Source organism: Serratia ureilytica, assembly GCF_017309605.1.
GTDB classification, from domain to species: domain Bacteria; phylum Pseudomonadota; class Gammaproteobacteria; order Enterobacterales; family Enterobacteriaceae; genus Serratia; species Serratia ureilytica.
Genome location: NZ_CP071320.1, coordinates 1,557,047 through 1,573,186, shown reverse-complemented (window position 1 = coordinate 1,573,186; position 16,140 = coordinate 1,557,047). Strand labels below are relative to the sequence as shown.

Sequence of the window (16,140 nt, the reverse complement as noted above, 5' to 3'; positions counted from 1 at the left end):
TGGCGGAACGACTTAACGATAAACGACCGTCATAACAGCAAGTTTCTTCTGTTGGTCTACCCACTTCATTTCGGTTGTGCCAAGATTCAGCGGAAGTTCTTTGCGTGTAGTATCAAAACCTGACAACGCTTGCTGGGCCTGATAATGCTGGCCGTTGCGGTAACATTGCGTATTCGCCTTAGAATCTGCAATCTTGACCGTGCAAGGACTTTCAACGATAGAGCCGACGAAGCGAATTACCCCGCCGGCCACTCCTGCCTGACTCACTGCCGTCCATGAAAACAACATTCCTACGATCAAAAATAACCGAAAGGTATTCATGGCAACCTCATTTTTAGTTAAGCCAATTTAACCATAGAGGATCTTGTTCGGAATAATCGCAAGGAAAGGGACGAGATTTGATCGTTAATCGCGTCATTAACAATGTAAAAACAAGCTACTAACAAAAGTTAACCTTATCTAATACAGGGTTTTATCTAAGAATTTTCTTGCCAAAAAAAGTGGATTTTGCCGGTTGAAAAGCGCAGGGTGGCGTGCAAAATTTGTGAGGCAGAGCACAAATTAAATCGCGCTCGCCGCCGCGACCGCGCAGAATCGCTCATTTATTAGGCAGGTTGATTTTTGCACCCAGGAATGATTAATGACTAAAACCAATCTGATTACCGGCTTCCTCGGCAGCGGTAAAACCACCGCCATCCGCCATTTGCTGGCCCATAAGCCCGAGCATGAACGCTGGGCGGTACTGGTCAACGAATTCGGCGAAATAGGCATCGACGGCGCGCTGCTGGCGGACAGCGGCGCGGTGCTCAAAGAGATCCCCGGCGGCTGCATGTGCTGCGTCAACGGCCTGCCGATGCAGGTGGGTCTGAATATGCTGTTGCAGCAGACCAAACCGGACCGGCTGCTGATCGAGCCGACCGGGCTCGGGCATCCGAAGCAAATCCTGTCGCTGCTGACCCAGGAGAGCTATGCCGGCTGGATCGATCTGCAGGCCACGCTGTGCCTGCTGGATGCCCGTCAACTCAGTCAGCCCCGCTACCGCGACAACGAAAACTTCCGCGATCAGCTGGCCGCGGCCGACGTTATCCTGGCCAGCAAAAGCGATACCTATCGGCCGGAAGACAGACGGGCGCTGGAAGCCTGGACGGCGCAAGATCCGCTGCAGCGGCCCTGCTACGCCATCGCGCAAGGCGAGGCGGATATCGCGTTGTTGTCACTTCCTCGCACAAATCGTACAGAATTGCCGGACGCACGACATCATCATGGTCAGGCGAAAACGCAGGGACTGGCGGCGTTGCGGCTGCCGGAGAACGCGCGTTGGCGGCGAGCGCTGAACGAAGGGCAAGGTTTCACCAGCTGCGGCTGGATTTTTGACGGCGACACCCGGTTCGACACCGTCGGCTTTATGGAATGGGTGCGGCTGGCGCCGGTCGAACGTGCCAAAGGCGTGGTGCGCATCCCCGAAGGCACGTTGCTGATCAATCGCCAGGGCCAGGATCTCAACATCGAAACCCGCCCGAACGCGCCACTCGACAGCCGGGTTGAACTGATCCACAGCGAAAATGCCGACTGGAACGCCCTGCAATCCGCCTTGTTTAAGATTCGTTTAAGTTAAACCCCGTACCGTTGCCCCCCCGGTTGCCGCAGGGCGGCCGGTTTTGTTTCGTTTTCATTTTTCCAACAGGTTTATGTCATGACACGCCGCAATTTACCCTTCATTCTCTTCTTCAACTTACTGGGCGTTGCGCTGTTTCTGTCCTGGTTCCTGCCGGCCAATCACGGCGGCTGGTTTACCCTGGATTCGGCGATCTTCTTCTTCTTTAACCGCCATCTGGCCACCGACCCGGCATTTTTGCACCTGGTCGCCATCACCAACAACCGCGCGTTCGATGTGATTTCGCTGCTCGCCATGGGCCTGCTGTATTTGTACTTCTACCTGAAGCAGGACGCCGCCGGCCGCCGCCGTCTGGTGATCACCGGCGTGGTAATGCTGCTGACCGCCGTGGTGCTGAATCAGCTTGGCCACCTGCTGCCGGTGAAGCATCCGAGCCCCACCCTGACCTTCGACAATATCAATCGCGTCAGCGCATTGACCGGCATCCCCACCAAGGACGCCTCCGGCGACAGCTTCCCCGGCGACCACGGCATGATGCTGATTATTTTTTCCTGCTTTATGCTGCGCTATTTCGGCCGCGGCGCCTTCGCCGTCGCCCTGCTGATTACGCTGATCTTTTCATTGCCACGCGTGATGATTGGCGCCCACTGGTTTACCGATATCGCCGTAGGCTCGCTGTCCGTGGTCTTGGTTGGCGCCAGTTGGGTGCTGATGACGCCTTGCAGCGACTGGATTATCGAACGGTTGAATCGCCTGTTGCCCGGCAAGCACCGCCCCGGCCAACCATAACTTACGTCTATGAGTCATTCCGGGAGGCGCCCGCCTCCCGCGTTTTATCCCCTCGCGATGCGCAAAATTTCTCCGCCCCCCGTTAACGCTTTTGCAACCTGATTTCACGCCAGATTCATACATCGGACAATTGGCGTTTTTTATATGAATATTTACATTATGTTACATCACAAATTCATATAAAAAAGACCGGAAAAAGACTCGCAATCCCCTATTTGTTCCGGTAATCTCAGATGCGTTTGTGCCTGGTTTAAGTCGAATCAGTACGGAATCCGATAAAAATGTGCGTTCCCGCACGTTTTCAACGGTAACTGATTGTCGATGCAACAGGTGCGGACTAGGCTCGTTTCGTTTGGCATTTTTCAGGTAGCGACTTTCGTCGTTAAGGACTTCAAGGGAAAACAACAACAATGGTCAAATCTCAACCGTTTCTGAGATATTTTTTGCGGGTAGTCCCTGCAATTGCCGCTGCGGTTATGCTGTCAGCGTGCAGCTCGACTCACACTTCGAACTTGAGTAACGCACAAACTGAGATGCGTGCAGTTAATGACAAAGACGGTCTTTTACTGCAAGCCTCTCAGGATGAATTCGAAGCGATGGTCCGCAACGTTGACGTCAAGTCAAAGATTATGGATCAGTACGCGGACTGGAAAGGCGTTCGCTACCGTTTAGGCGGTGACACCAAGCGCGGCATCGATTGCTCGGCGTTTGTACAGCGCACCTTCCGCGAACAGTTCGGCATGGATTTACCGCGTTCTACCTACGAACAGGAAGACCTCGGTAAGAAAATCCAGCGCACCAAACTGCGCGCCGGCGATTTGGTGCTGTTCCGCGCCGGTTCTACCGGGCGCCATGTCGGCATCTATTTAGGCAACGATCAGTTCGTTCACGCTTCTACCAGCAGTGGCGTCATGATTTCCAAGCTGACCGATAACTATTGGAATAAACGTTATCGAGAAGCGCGCCGAGTGTTGACCAACGGCTGACGGCGCAACGCCCTGAAGATCCTGAATACCAAACGAGCGATAAACGCCGCCTACGGGCGGCGTTTTTTTTGGCTGTCGAACGAGAGCCACCGGGGCTGAGCCAGGCCTTATCGTCACCTCACACCATTATTTTGATAAACTGCCGGCCGGAAATCGCGCCGACGAGGAAAAACTCGCCTATTATCGTCAGATGACGGCAACGGCGCGCCCGGCGTTATTTAAAACGTTTCCGCTTAATAGGTGCATTATATTTCTGTCGGCGACGCCTTGTATTTAAACGCGTCGCCGGTTGGGTACGGGATAAAAGGCAAAAAATGAAAAAAAAGCCGTTGGCACAATCCATTAAATGGCTGCGCGACACGCCTGACGCCCCGTTGCAGAGGTCTCGGTTATGGGCTTGAAAAGGGCGTTCTCTCGCAGCGTGTCGCACCGACAGCGCAGTCTGGCCAAAAGCGTTGTCGCCGCCCTGCTATTTTTTACGCTATTCACCGCGGTCACACTTTCTTTGATCAACCACCAGCGCACGCAATATCAACACAAGGTTGAAGCGCGTACGCAAAAATTCGCGCTGGGTTATATCTCGCACCTGACGGATGTCATGCAAAAAATGATGCCGCTGCTGGACAAACCCTGCCTCTCAAGCCAGTCGGACATCACCTATCAGGCGGCCTTTACCAGCGGCGTACGCACCTTCCTGCTGGTGAAAGACGGTTACGCCTACTGCTCCTCCGCCACCGGCGACATGATGCTGCCGATGAAAAACCTGTATCAGGACATCGATACCCACCTGCCTTTGGATCTGAAGCTGCAGCAGGGCACGCCGATCGTGCCGGACAAGCCGGCGGTCGCGGTTTGGCTGCGGCATCCTGGCGCATCGGCGACCGGCATCCTCGCCACGCTGGACATCAATTTGATGCCCTACCTGCTGTTCACTTCGCATGACGAGCAGGCGCCGGGCATCGCCATCGTGATGGGCAACCGCGCGCTGACCACCTTCAGCCCGAACCTGATGCCGATCGCGCAGTTGCCGCAAGACAAGGCGGACACCCTGACGCTGCCCAATCTGCCGCTGAGCATCCTGTTCTACAACGAGAAACTGACGCCCAACGATATTCGCCTGACGCTGCTGGGCAGCCTGGTGCTGTCGCTGATGATCGGCGTGCTCTGCTACTACATGCTGCTGTTGCGGCAAAGCCCGGAGCGCGCGCTGCTGCGCGGCATCAAGCGCAACGAGTTCTTCATCGAATATCAGCCGGTGTTCCATACCGGCAGCAACAGCATCGGCGGGCTGGAAGCGTTGATCCGCTGGCAGCATCCTATCGAGGGCCGCATTCCCCCGGATGTCTTTATCCCGTACGCCGAAAGCAACGGGCTGATCGTGCCGCTCACCCGCCATCTGTTCAGGCTGATTGCCGAAGATGCGCCGCAGCTCGCCAAGGCGCTGCCGCGGGGAGGCAAGGTCGGCCTCAATATTTCCCCCGCCCACCTTAGCGCGCCGTCATTCCATCAGGACGTGTATGAACTGTTGGCGCAGCTGCCGGGCGATTACTTTACGCTGGTGTTTGAAATCACCGAACGCGGCATGGTGGAAGAAGAGAGCGCGCTGGCGGAGTTCGACTGGCTGCATAAACAGGGCATCGAGATCGCGGTGGACGATTTTGGCACCGGCCACAGCGCGTTGATCTATCTTGAGCGTTTCACCATGGATTACCTGAAGATTGATCGCGGCTTCGTCAACACCATCGGCCAGGACACCGTCACCGCACCGGTGCTGGATGCGGTGATTTCGCTGGCGAAAAAGCTGAAAATGCTGACGGTGGCCGAAGGCGTGGAAACCGCCGAGCAGATGCAGTTCCTGCAAGAACGCGGCGTTAACTTCATGCAGGGCTATTACTTCAGCAAGCCGCTTAGCATCGCTAATTTCCTCGCTTACTGCAATGCTCATCAGGTCTTTGATTATCAGGAAAAAAATAGTTAATCTTTAAGCATCTTTACCCTGCGTCCGCCCGAAGAATGTTATGCTGGGCGCCGGTTGTACTTTATTCCACAGCAGGAGCTTACCGTCTGATGTCCGTGCGCATTTTCGCTGCTCTGGTGCTTTCGGCACTGAGCTTCGCCTCGCAGGCCGAAGCCCTCAACGAAAGCTACGCTTTCGCCCTTCTCGGTGAACCGAAATACGCCGCCGACTTCAGCCATTTCGACTACGTCAATCCGGCGGCCCCCAAGGGCGGCGACGTGCGCCTGGCGGCCATCGGCACCTACGATAACTTCAACCGCTTCGCTACCCGGGGCGTGCCCGGCGCGCGTACCGACGAACTCTACGATACTCTGTTCGCAACGTCCGACGACGAACCCGGCAGCTTTTATCCGTTGATTGCCGAATCGGCGCGCTTCCCGGCCGACATGCGTTGGGTGGAAGTGGATATCAACGCCCGCGCGCGTTTCCACGACGGCAGCCCGATCACCGCCGCCGACGTGGCCTTCACCTTCAGCAAATTCATGGCCGAGGGCGTTCCGCAGTTTCGCTCCTACTACAAAGGCGTCACGGTCAAAGCCATCTCTCGGTTGACGGTGCGCATTGAATTCCCGCAGCCGAACAAAGAAGCGATGCTGTCGTTATTCGGCAGCCTGCCTATTCTCCCGGCCGCCTTTTGGCAAAACTATAAGCTCAACGAGCCGCTCAACACGCCGCCGCTGGCCAGCGGCCCGTATAAAATCGGCGATTATCGCCTCGGCCAGTACATCACCTATCAACGGGTGCGCGACTACTGGGCCGCCAACCTGCCGGTGAACCGCGGCCGCTATAACTTCGACAGCATTCGCTACGATTATTATCTGGACGATAAAGTGGCGCTGGAAGCGTTCAAGGCCGGCGCTTACGATTTCCGCATCGAGCCGTCGCCCAAGAGCTGGGCCACCCAGTATCAGGGCGGCAACTTCGCGCGCAACTACATCATCAAACAGGACGAGACCAACCAGGCGGCGCAAAACACCCGCTGGCTGGCGTTCAACATCCAAAAACCGCTGTTTGCCGACCCGCGCGTGCGCGAGGCGATCACCCTGGCTTTCGACTTTAACTGGATGAACAAGGCGCTGTATTACAACGCCTATCAACGCGCCGACAGCTATTTCCAAAACACCGCCTACGCCGCCCGCGGCTATCCGGACGCCGCCGAACTGGCGCTGCTGGCGCCGCTCAAAGGCCAGGTGCCGCCTGAGGTGTTCACCAGCATCTATCAACCGCCCGCCTCCGACGGCAGCGGCAACGATCGGCAAAATCTGCTGAAGGCGACCCAACTGTTGCAAGAGGCCGGTTGGGTGGTCAAAAATCAAAAGTTGGTCAACGCCAAAACCGGCCAGCCGTTCGCCTTTGAGCTGATGCTGCTGAGCGGCAGCAACTTCCAGTACGTGTTGCCGTTCCGCCACAACCTGCAGCGGTTGGGCATCGATATGGCAATCCGCGAGATCGACGCCTCGCAATATACGCGCCGCATGCGCGAACGCGACTTCGATATGATGCCGACGGTGTACATGGCGATGCCGTTCCCCACCGCCAATTTACGCATCATTTGGGATTCGGAGTACATCAACTCCAGCTATAACACCCCCGGCGTCAAGGACCCGGCGGTCGACAGCCTGGTCAGGCAAATCGCTGAGCATCAGGGCGACGAAAAAGCGCTGCTGCCGCTCGGCCGCGCGTTGGATCGGGTGTTGACCTGGAACCGCTACATGCTGCCGATGTGGTACTCCAACCACGACCGCTACGCCTATTGGGACAAGTTCTCCACGCCGCCGATCCGCCCGGCCTACGCCATCGGCTTCGACAACTGGTGGTACGACGTCAACAAGGCGGCGCGCTTGCCGGCTCAACGGCAATAAGGAGTCGGCATGGCAGCCTATCTGATACGCAGACTGTTGCTGGTGATCCCTACGCTGTGGGCGATCATCACCATCAACTTTTTTATCGTGCAAATCGCCCCCGGCGGCCCGGTCGATCAGGCCATCGCCGCCATCGAACTGGGTCAGGGCAGCGGTTTCGGCAGCGGCGGGGTCAATGAAGGCCTGGGGCACGCCAGAGCCGGCGTCCCGGCCGCGACCGAAGGGCAATACCGCGGCTCGCGCGGCCTGGATCCGGAGGTGATCGCCGAGATCACCCAGCGTTATGGCTTCGATAAACCGCTGCACGAACGCTACTTCACCATGCTGTGGAACTACATGCGTTTTGACTTCGGCGACAGCCTGTTTCGCGGCGCTTCGGTGATGCAACTGATCGGCCAAAGCCTGCCGGTCTCCATCACGCTGGGCCTTTGGAGCACGCTGATCATCTATCTGGTGTCGATCCCGCTCGGCATCCGCAAGGCCGTCCACAACGGCAGCGCGTTCGATACCTGGAGCAGCACGCTGATCATTATCGGCTACGCCATTCCGGCGTTCCTGTTCGCCATCCTGCTGATCGTGTTGTTCGCCGGCGGCAGCTATCTCGACTGGTTCCCGCTGCGCGGCCTGGTCTCCAGCAACTTCGATACCCTCTCGTGGCCGGCGAAGATCGCCGACTATCTGTGGCACATCACGCTGCCGGTGCTGGCGACGGTGATCGGCGGTTTCGCCACCCTGACCATGCTGACCAAAAACTCGTTCCTCGACGAGATCCGCAAACAGTACGTCACCACCGCCCGCGCCAAGGGCCTGGACGAGAAAAAGATCCTGTACCGCCACGTGTTCCGCAACGCCATGCTGCTGGTGATCGCCGGTTTTCCGGCCACCTTTATCAGCATGTTTTTCACCGGCTCGCTGCTGATTGAGGTGATGTTCTCGCTCAACGGACTGGGGCTGCTGGGTTACGACGCCACGCTGCAGCGCGACTACCCGGTGATGTTCGGCACGCTGTATATCTTCACCCTGATCGGCCTGCTGTTGAACATCCTCAGCGATATCACCTATACCCTGGTCGATCCGCGCATTGACTTCGAGGCCCGCCAATGAGCCGCCTTAGCCCGATCAATCAGGCGCGCTGGGCGCGTTTTCGCCGCAACCGCCGCGGTTACTGGTCACTGTGGATCTTTCTGGCGCTGTTCACGCTCAGCCTGGCCGCCGATCTTATCGCCAACGACAAACCGCTGTTGGTGCGTTATGAAGGCCGGCTATACCTGCCGTTTATGATCAACTACAGCGAAACCGCGTTCGGCGGCGAACTGAACACCGAAGCCGACTATCAGGATCCGTTCGTCCAGCGCCAAATCGACCGGCATGGCTGGGCGATCTGGGCGCCGATCCGTTTCAGCTACGACACGATCAACTTCGCCACCGAGGTGCCCTTCCCCTCCCCGCCTTCGCGCCATAACCTGCTGGGCACCGACAGCAACGGCGGCGACGTGCTGGCCCGCGTGCTGTATGGTTTTCGCATTTCGATGCTGTTCGGCCTGGCGCTGACGCTGTTTTCCAGCCTGATCGGCGTGTGCGTCGGCGCGACACAGGGGTATTACGGCGGGCGTTTCGATCTGTGGGGGCAACGCTTTATCGAAGTGTGGTCGGGCATGCCGACGCTGTTTCTGATCATTCTGCTGTCGAGCATCGTCCAGCCCAATTTCTGGTGGCTGCTCGGCATCACTATTCTTTTCGGCTGGATGAGCCTGGTGGGCGTAGTGCGCGCCGAGTTCCTGCGCACCCGCAACTATGACTATATCCGCGCCGCGCGCGCCATGGGCGTGCCGGATCGCGTGATCATGTCCCGCCACATGCTGCCCAACGCCATGGTGGCGACGCTGACCTTCCTGCCGTTTATCCTCTGCGGCTCGATCACCACCCTGACGTCGCTCGATTTTCTCGGCTTCGGTCTGCCGATCGGTTCGCCGTCGCTCGGCGAACTGCTGCTGCAAGGCAAAAACAATCTGCAGGCGCCGTGGCTCGGCATCACCGCCTTCCTGGTGCTGGCAGTGCTGCTGTCGTTATTAATCTTTATCGGCGAAGCGGTACGCGACGCCTTTGACCCCAGCAAGGCGCATTGATATGGCTACACCTCTGCTCGCCATCCAGGATCTCAGCATCGCCTTCCGCCAGGGCGACGCCGTCACGCCGGTGGTCAACGAACTCTCTTTGCAGATAGCCCCGGCGGAAACGCTGGCGCTGGTGGGAGAATCCGGCTCCGGCAAAAGCGTCACCGCCCTGTCGATACTGCGACTGCTGCCCGCGCCGCCGGTGGTTTACCCTGGCGGCGATATTCTGTTCAACGGCAACTCGTTGCTGCATGCGCCGGAGGCTGAACTGCGCAAGGTGCGCGGCAATCAGATCGCGATGATCTTTCAGGAACCGATGGTGTCGCTCAATCCGCTGCACACCATTGAGAAGCAACTGGCGGAAGTGCTGATGCTGCACCGCGGCCTGCGGCGCGAAGCCGCACGCGCAGAGATCGTCGACTGTCTGGAGCGCGTCGGCATCCGCCAGGCCAAAACCCGGTTGCAGGACTATCCGCATCAGCTCTCCGGCGGTGAACGCCAACGCGTGATGATCGCCATGGCGGTGTTAACCCGCCCGAAATTGCTGATTGCCGACGAACCCACCACCGCGCTCGACGTAACTATCCAGGCGCAGATCCTGACGCTGTTGCAAGAATTGAAACAAGAAATGAGCATGGGGTTGCTGTTCATCACCCATAACCTGAATATTGTGCGCCGTCTGGCGGACAACGTGGCGGTGATGCGTCAGGGCCGTTGCGTGGAGCAAAACGGCCGCGCACAGCTGTTCAGCCGGCCGCAGCATCCCTACACACGGCAACTGCTGGCCGCCGAGGACGTCGGCGAACCGCTGCCGCTGCCGGCCGCAGCCAGCGCGCGCCCCGGCGATGAGCGGCCGCTGCTCAAGGTGGAAGATCTGCAGGTGCGATTCCCCATTCGGCGCGGCCTGCTTCGCCGCACGGTGGACTATCACTATGCGTTGAAGTCATTGAGTTTCGAACTGCGCGCCGGAGAAAGCGTGGGGCTGGTGGGGGAATCCGGATCGGGTAAAAGCACCACCGGGCTGGCGCTATTGCGTCTGCTGGCCTCGCAGGGGGCCATCTGGTTCGACGGCGAACCGCTCCACCCGCTGACGATGAAACAAATGCTGCCCTACCGCAGCCGGATGCAAATCGTCTTTCAGGATCCGTATTCCGCCCTCAACCCGCGCCTGAACGTACAGCAGATCATCGCCGAAGGGCTGGAAGTGCACCAACGGCTGAACGCCGAGCAGCGCGAACAGCGCGTGATCGAGGTGTTGCAGGAGGTCGGCCTGGATCCGCAGCTGCGCCACCGCTACCCCACCGAGTTTTCCGGTGGCCAGCGCCAGCGCATCGCCATCGCGCGTGCGCTGATCCTGCAGCCGCAGTTGCTGATCCTCGACGAGCCGACCTCTTCGCTGGATAAATCGGTGCAGGCGCAGATCCTGACGCTGCTGAAATCGCTGCAGCAACGCCACCGGCTGGCTTATCTGTTCATCAGCCATGACCTGCAGGTGGTGCGTTCGCTGTGCCACCAGGTGATTGTGCTGCGACAGGGAGAAGTGGTTGAGCAGGGAGACTGTCGGGCGATTTTCGCGGCGCCCGCAGCCGACTATACCCGACAACTGTTGCAGTTGGCGGATTAGCGGCGAATTCAGAAGGGGTATTGCGCGCTGAGCGGTTCGGCGATCGCGGCGCCGACGTTTTTCAGGCGGCACATCGTCGCGCTCTCATCGCTGCGCTGCACGAACAGGCAAGGTTCCCCTTCCCATTCGACGATCGCGCAGTCGACCTGAATCTCCTGCAACGACAGATTAAGCTGTTGCATCACCTGCCAGGCCTCGGCCCCTTCATGGCTGAGCAGCTTCAGCCCAATCAGGTTGTTATCCTCGTCTATTCCGTTAAACGGAATCGGTTCGACCTTTACGCCGGTGAAACCGGATAGCCAACGATAACTTTGCGGCAAGCGATGCACTACCGAAAGTTGGATACTCTCCACATGAAATCCCTAGTTTGAAAAGGTGAAACACTTTTACCTGACAGGGTTACTAAGTTATAGCCGTTGACTCCCGACTCTGCCGCGCACAAATGTTATTTAAATGTAAATTTTGCCGCAAGCCATTAACCTGACCCCGTGCTTGCCGATGCCGTGCCATTTTTTGGCGCGCCGTGCGGTGTTATTTCACGGCATTTTGCGACTCAGCTCGCATTTTTGCGTTATATGTAACCCTTTCCCGCAGCGATCTCAACTCTTTTTTCTTGCAATGCGACTACTTTTTCGTCGCCATATTTTTACATTGAAGAAACATTTCACCCGTCGCGTTAGCGCACCGTCCTCCGCTAATACCTTGATTTACATCACCCCTAATGCAAACCGCCCGCACCGACCCGCCGGCAAAACGCCGCGCATACCGGAGGATATCGGGCAGCTCAGCGACGGTATTTTTTAACAAAAAGCACACAGAAGGGTAAATGCCCCATTAATTAGCAGGCATATGTTTGGCAACAAAATTTTCATTGCCGGTTGCACCGCAAACTGGCAAGGCGCAACCCTGTGACGGCTCGGGGCAACTTCGCCCCGAACCAGGAGAACGTCAGGCTGCGCGATCGCGCGGCCGGCTGGCGTACAGATAGAACAACACCGCCACAATGCTGCACAGCGCCATCGAAGTGACCATCGGCCAGGCGCTCTTGCCCGGCGCCATCGACAGAACCGCGCCCACCAGCGCGCCGATGCTGAACCGCAACGTGCCGGCCAGGGAAGACGCGGTGCCCGCCATATGCGGAAAATCATCCAGGATCACCGCCATGGCGTTGGAGGAGATCATCGCGATGCACCCCAGATAGACCGCTACGCCGATCACCAGCGCCCAGAAGCCCAGCCCGACGGCGCTCACCGCCAGCAGCCACAGCCCCATCGCCAGCTGCACCAGCAGCCCCAGTTTGAACATCTTGACCGCGCCGAACCGCCGCACGTTGCGGCTGTTGATCAGCGTCGTCAGGAACAGGAAGACGATATTCAGCGCAAAGTAGTAACCGAAGTGCTGCGGCGAAACCTGGTTCAGTTCGATGTAGACGAACGGCCCGGCGCTGAGGAACGAGAACATGCCGGCGAACGAGAAGGCGCTGGCCAGCATGTAGCTCAGCACCCGCTTGTGGCGGAACAGCGAACCGAAATTGCCCAGCGTAGTGCGCAGGTGGAACCGCTGTCGCCGCTCTTTCGGCAACGTCTCCTTGATGAACAAGGCCACCAGCAGTGAACCGATCAGCGCCGCGGCGCCCATGGTCCAGAAGATGGCATGCCAGTTGAACCACAGCAGCAGCGCCCCGCCGATCATCGGCGCCAGCAGCGGCGCGATGGTCATCACCAGAATGACGAACGACATCATGCGCGAGAACTCGTCCTTGGTGAACATGTCGCGCATCAAGGCGTTGATCACCACGCTGGCGGCGGCGGCGGCCAGGCCGTGCAAGAAACGCAATCCGATCAGCTGATCGATCGACTGCGCCATGGCGCAGGCGCAACCGGCGATGGCGAAGATCAGCGTTCCCCACAGGATCACCGGTTTGCGGCCGATGCTGTCCGACATCGGCCCATAGAACAGCTGCCCGAAGGCGAAGCCGAGCATATAGGCGCTGAGCGTCATCTGCACGCTGCCGGACTCGACGCCAAACTGGGCGGCGATCACCGGCATGCTGGGCAGGTACATGTCGATGGCCAGCGGCATCAGCATGGACAGCAGGCCCAGAATGAAAATCAAACCGAGATGAGAGGTTCGGTTCTGTTGCACGTTCCACGACTCCTTAATCGGCCGCAATCAATGATCGGTTATCAGTCCTGCAGGTGCGGCGCGCCCACGCTGGCGATCTCTTCTTCGGTCAGTGGGCGATATTCGCCCGGCGCAAGATCGTCATCCAGCACGATGGCGCCGATGCGCTCACGGTGCAATTCGATCACCCGATTGCCGACCGCAGCGAACATCCGCTTCACCTGGTGGTAGCGCCCTTCGCTGATGGTCAGGCGCACCACATGCTCGTCAACCTGCTCCAGCGTCGCCGGCCGCGTCAGATCTTTCTCGTTGTGCAGTTGCACCCCTGCGGCGAAACGCTGCGCGGTGTCTTCCGCCAGCGGGTGCTCCAGCGTCACCAGATAGGTTTTCTCGCAGTGGTGGCGCGGCGAGGTAACGCGGTGCGACCACTGGCCGTCGTCAGTCATCAGCACCAGCCCGGTGGTGTCGATATCCAGCCGCCCGGCGGCGTGCAGTTTGTACGCGACCGGCTCATCGAGGAAGTACAGCACCGTCGGATGATCGGGATCGTCGGTGGAGCAGACGTAACCCTGCGGTTTGTTAAGCATGAAATAGCGCGGGCCGTTCTGCTGCTGCAGCGGATTGCCGTCGAACGCCACCTCTTGTTCCGGGGTCAGTTTGACAGCCCCGCTCTTCACCACCTCACCGTCTACGGTGACGCGTTTAGCCCGAAGTTCGCGCGCGACCAGCGCACGGCTGATGCCTAACTGCTGAGATAAAAACTTGTCCAATCGCATGGGATCTGCTTTGCCTGTCGTTGTTATGATCGCATTGATCGTATTGCCAAAATATGACGCCCGCCGTTGCACCGGGTGCAAATGGCAGGCTCAGGGGGGAAATCGCGTGGGGGCACAGCGATTGCTGTCACACGAGTATAGCGGCACAACGCGCTGCCCGACAGGGGTAATTTTCACGCTTCTCGCACCGCGCGCGCTCAGAAGGCATAATATAGACATTTCTCGGTCGCCCGGGGCGTAAAATGTCAGCGTTTCTGTGGCAACAGCGCTGACAAACCTAACCCCCGCGGCCCATTCCAACCTACGGCGTTCATTTATGGCCTTTACCCTACGCCCCTACCAACTGGAAGCGGTCGAAGCCACCATCAACCATTTCCGGCGGCATCCCGAGCCGGCGCTGATCGTGCTGCCGACCGGCGCCGGCAAAAGCCTGGTGATCGCCGAGCTGGCGAAACGCGCCCGTGGGCGAGTGCTGGTGTTGGCGCACGTCAAGGAACTGGTGGCGCAAAACCACGCCAAATACTGCGCCTACGGCCTGGAGGCGGACATCTTCGCCGCCGGGCTGCAACAAAAAGAGAGCGCCGGCAAGGTGGTGTTCGGCAGCGTGCAGTCGGTGGCGCGCAACCTGCCGCTGTTCGACGGCGCCTTTTCGCTGCTGATCGTCGATGAATGCCATCGCATCAGCGACGACGACGACAGCCAGTACCAGCAAATCATCCAGCACCTGCAGAAAACCAACCCGCAATTGCGGCTGCTGGGGCTGACCGCCACGCCGTACAGGCTGGGCAAAGGCTGGATTTATCAGTACCACTACCACGGTTTCACCCGCGGCGACGGCGCCAGTCTGTTTCGCGACTGCATCTATGAGCTGCCGCTGCGCTACATGATTAAACACGGTTTTCTGGTGCCGCCGGAGCGGCTGGATATGCCGATCGTGCAATACGACTTCAGCAGGCTGGAGGCCAGGAGCAACGGCCTGTTCAGCGAAGCGGACCTGAACCGTGAGCTGAAACGGCAAAACCGCGTCACGCCGCACATCATCAGCCAGATTATGGAGTATGCCGACGATCGCAAAGGGGTGATGATCTTCGCCGCTACCGTCGAGCACGCCCGCGAGATCCACGGCCTGCTGCCGAACGGCGAAGCCGCGCTGGTCAGCGCCGAAACGCCGCCCGCCGAGCGAGATGCGCTCATCGAGGCGTTCAAACAGCAGCATCTGCGCTATCTGGTCAACGTGGCGGTGTTAACCACCGGCTTCGACGCGCCGCACGTCGACCTGATCGCTATCCTGCGCCCCACCGAGTCCGTCAGCCTGTATCAGCAGATCGTCGGGCGCGGGCTGCGTTTGGCGCCCGACAAAAAGGATTGCCTGATCCTCGACTACGCCGGCAACCCGCACGATCTGTTTACGCCGGAGGTCGGCGTCAGCAAGCCGCACGGCGACAGCCAGCCGGTGCAGGTGTTCTGCCCGGCCTGCGGTTTCGCCAACCTGTTCTGGGGCAAGTGCACCGAAAACGGCGACATCATCGAACACTACGGCCGCCGCTGCCAGGGCTGGCTGGAGGACGACGACGGCCACCGCGAACAGTGCGATTACCGCTTCCGGTTCAAGAGCTGCCCGCACTGCGGCGCGGAGAACGACATCGCCGCACGCCGCTGCCATCAGTGTCAGGAGGTGTTGGTCGATCCCGACGACATGCTGAAGGCGGCGCTGAAGCTGAAAGACGCGCTGGTGCTGCGCTGCGGCGGCATGGAGTTGCAAAGCGGCCGCGACGATAAGGGCGAATGGCTGAAGGCCATCTATTACGACGAGGACGGCACCAGCACCAGCGAGCGCTTCCGCCTGCAGACGCCGGCGCAGCGCAAAGCGTTCGAGATGCTGTTCCTGCGCCCGCACCAGCGCGCGCCGGGCGTGCCGTTCGCCTGGCACACCGCCGCCGACGTGCTGGCGCAACAGCAATCGCTGCGCCATCCGGATTTCGTGGTGGCACGCAAGCGCGGGCAGTTTTGGCAGGTGCGTGAGAAAGTGTTCGATTATCAAGGCCGTTTCCGCCGTGCCAATCAGTTGGCCTGAGCGAACGGCCCTCAATCTGGGCAGGTTTTCGTTGCCCTGCGGGCGGCTTTCCGTTAAAATGCCGCGCGCTTTACCTGGGCCTGCCCAGCGTTAAAGCGGAATTCCGAACTTGCTACTTGGGTCGCCTGTAGCAGGGTAAATTTTCTTTTAAGAGAAAAA

The 16,140-nt window shown here is 59.0% G+C and carries 13 protein-coding genes; 9 read left to right on the top strand and 4 right to left on the bottom strand.

Annotated features, from left to right (window positions below; translation table 11 throughout):
* Positions 1-12: 12 nt before the first annotated feature.
* Positions 13-321: a type 1 fimbrial protein gene (locus J0X03_RS07325; RefSeq protein WP_004935734.1), complete on the bottom strand. Its 309-nt coding sequence runs from the start codon at positions 319-321 to the stop codon at positions 13-15.
* 319 nt (positions 322-640) lie between these two features.
* Between J0X03_RS07325 and J0X03_RS07320 the strand changes: the two genes are divergently transcribed.
* From J0X03_RS07320 to yejF, 8 genes are all read left to right on the top strand, one after another.
* Positions 641-1,615: a CobW family GTP-binding protein gene (locus J0X03_RS07320; RefSeq protein ID WP_160204444.1), complete on the top strand. Its 975-nt coding sequence runs from the start codon at positions 641-643 to the stop codon at positions 1,613-1,615.
* Positions 1,616-1,693: 78 nt separating this feature from the next.
* Complete coding sequence (locus J0X03_RS07315) at positions 1,694-2,404, top strand: phosphatase PAP2 family protein (protein ID WP_033643814.1); 711 nt, start codon at positions 1,694-1,696, stop codon at positions 2,402-2,404.
* A gap of 410 nt (positions 2,405-2,814) precedes the next feature.
* Positions 2,815-3,390 carry a bifunctional murein DD-endopeptidase/murein LD-carboxypeptidase gene (mepS, locus tag J0X03_RS07310; RefSeq protein ID WP_033643815.1) on the top strand — a complete coding sequence of 192 codons (576 nt, stop codon included), beginning with the start codon at positions 2,815-2,817 and terminating at the stop codon, positions 3,388-3,390.
* Positions 3,391-3,781: 391 nt separating this feature from the next.
* On the top strand, positions 3,782-5,368 hold the full coding sequence (locus J0X03_RS07305; protein ID WP_033643816.1) for a cyclic di-GMP phosphodiesterase: 1,587 nt from the start codon (positions 3,782-3,784) through the stop codon (positions 5,366-5,368).
* 89 nt (positions 5,369-5,457) lie between these two features.
* The gene (locus J0X03_RS07300; protein WP_069100287.1) at positions 5,458-7,269 is read left to right on the top strand and encodes an extracellular solute-binding protein; all 1,812 of its coding nucleotides are present in this window, start codon (positions 5,458-5,460) and stop codon (positions 7,267-7,269) included.
* Between the two features lie 9 nt (positions 7,270-7,278).
* A complete protein-coding gene (locus tag J0X03_RS07295; RefSeq protein WP_033643818.1) occupies positions 7,279-8,373 on the top strand; it encodes a microcin C ABC transporter permease YejB in 1,095 nt (364 codons plus the stop codon).
* Positions 8,370-9,395 (top strand): ABC transporter permease, encoded by a 1,026-nt coding sequence (locus J0X03_RS07290; protein ID WP_042785062.1) that lies wholly within the window; start codon positions 8,370-8,372, stop codon positions 9,393-9,395. The genes J0X03_RS07295 and J0X03_RS07290 overlap by 4 nt, the downstream gene beginning before the upstream one ends.
* Before the next feature lies 1 nt (position 9,396).
* Positions 9,397-11,007, top strand: coding sequence for a microcin C ABC transporter ATP-binding protein YejF (gene yejF, locus J0X03_RS07285; protein WP_060660447.1), 1,611 nt, complete (start codon positions 9,397-9,399; stop codon positions 11,005-11,007).
* An 8-nt stretch (positions 11,008-11,015) separates the two neighbouring features.
* Here the strand turns inward: yejF and J0X03_RS07280 are convergent, their stop codons facing one another.
* The 3 genes from J0X03_RS07280 to rsuA form a co-directional block, all read right to left on the bottom strand.
* On the bottom strand, positions 11,016-11,360 hold the full coding sequence (locus J0X03_RS07280) for a YejG family protein (protein ID WP_004935763.1): 345 nt from the start codon (positions 11,358-11,360) through the stop codon (positions 11,016-11,018).
* 595 nt (positions 11,361-11,955) lie between these two features.
* On the bottom strand, positions 11,956-13,152 hold the full coding sequence (locus tag J0X03_RS07275; protein WP_033652528.1) for a Bcr/CflA family multidrug efflux MFS transporter: 1,197 nt from the start codon (positions 13,150-13,152) through the stop codon (positions 11,956-11,958).
* 41 nt (positions 13,153-13,193) lie between these two features.
* A complete protein-coding gene (gene rsuA / locus J0X03_RS07270; protein WP_033652527.1) occupies positions 13,194-13,907 on the bottom strand; it encodes a 16S rRNA pseudouridine(516) synthase RsuA in 714 nt (237 codons plus the stop codon).
* 316 nt (positions 13,908-14,223) lie between these two features.
* On the opposite strand from rsuA, the gene radD reads away from it, so the two are divergent.
* Entirely contained in the window at positions 14,224-15,981 is a 1,758-nt protein-coding gene (gene radD, locus J0X03_RS07265) for a DNA repair helicase RadD (RefSeq protein ID WP_160204445.1), read from the top strand.
* The last annotated feature ends 159 nt before the right edge of the window (positions 15,982-16,140 follow it).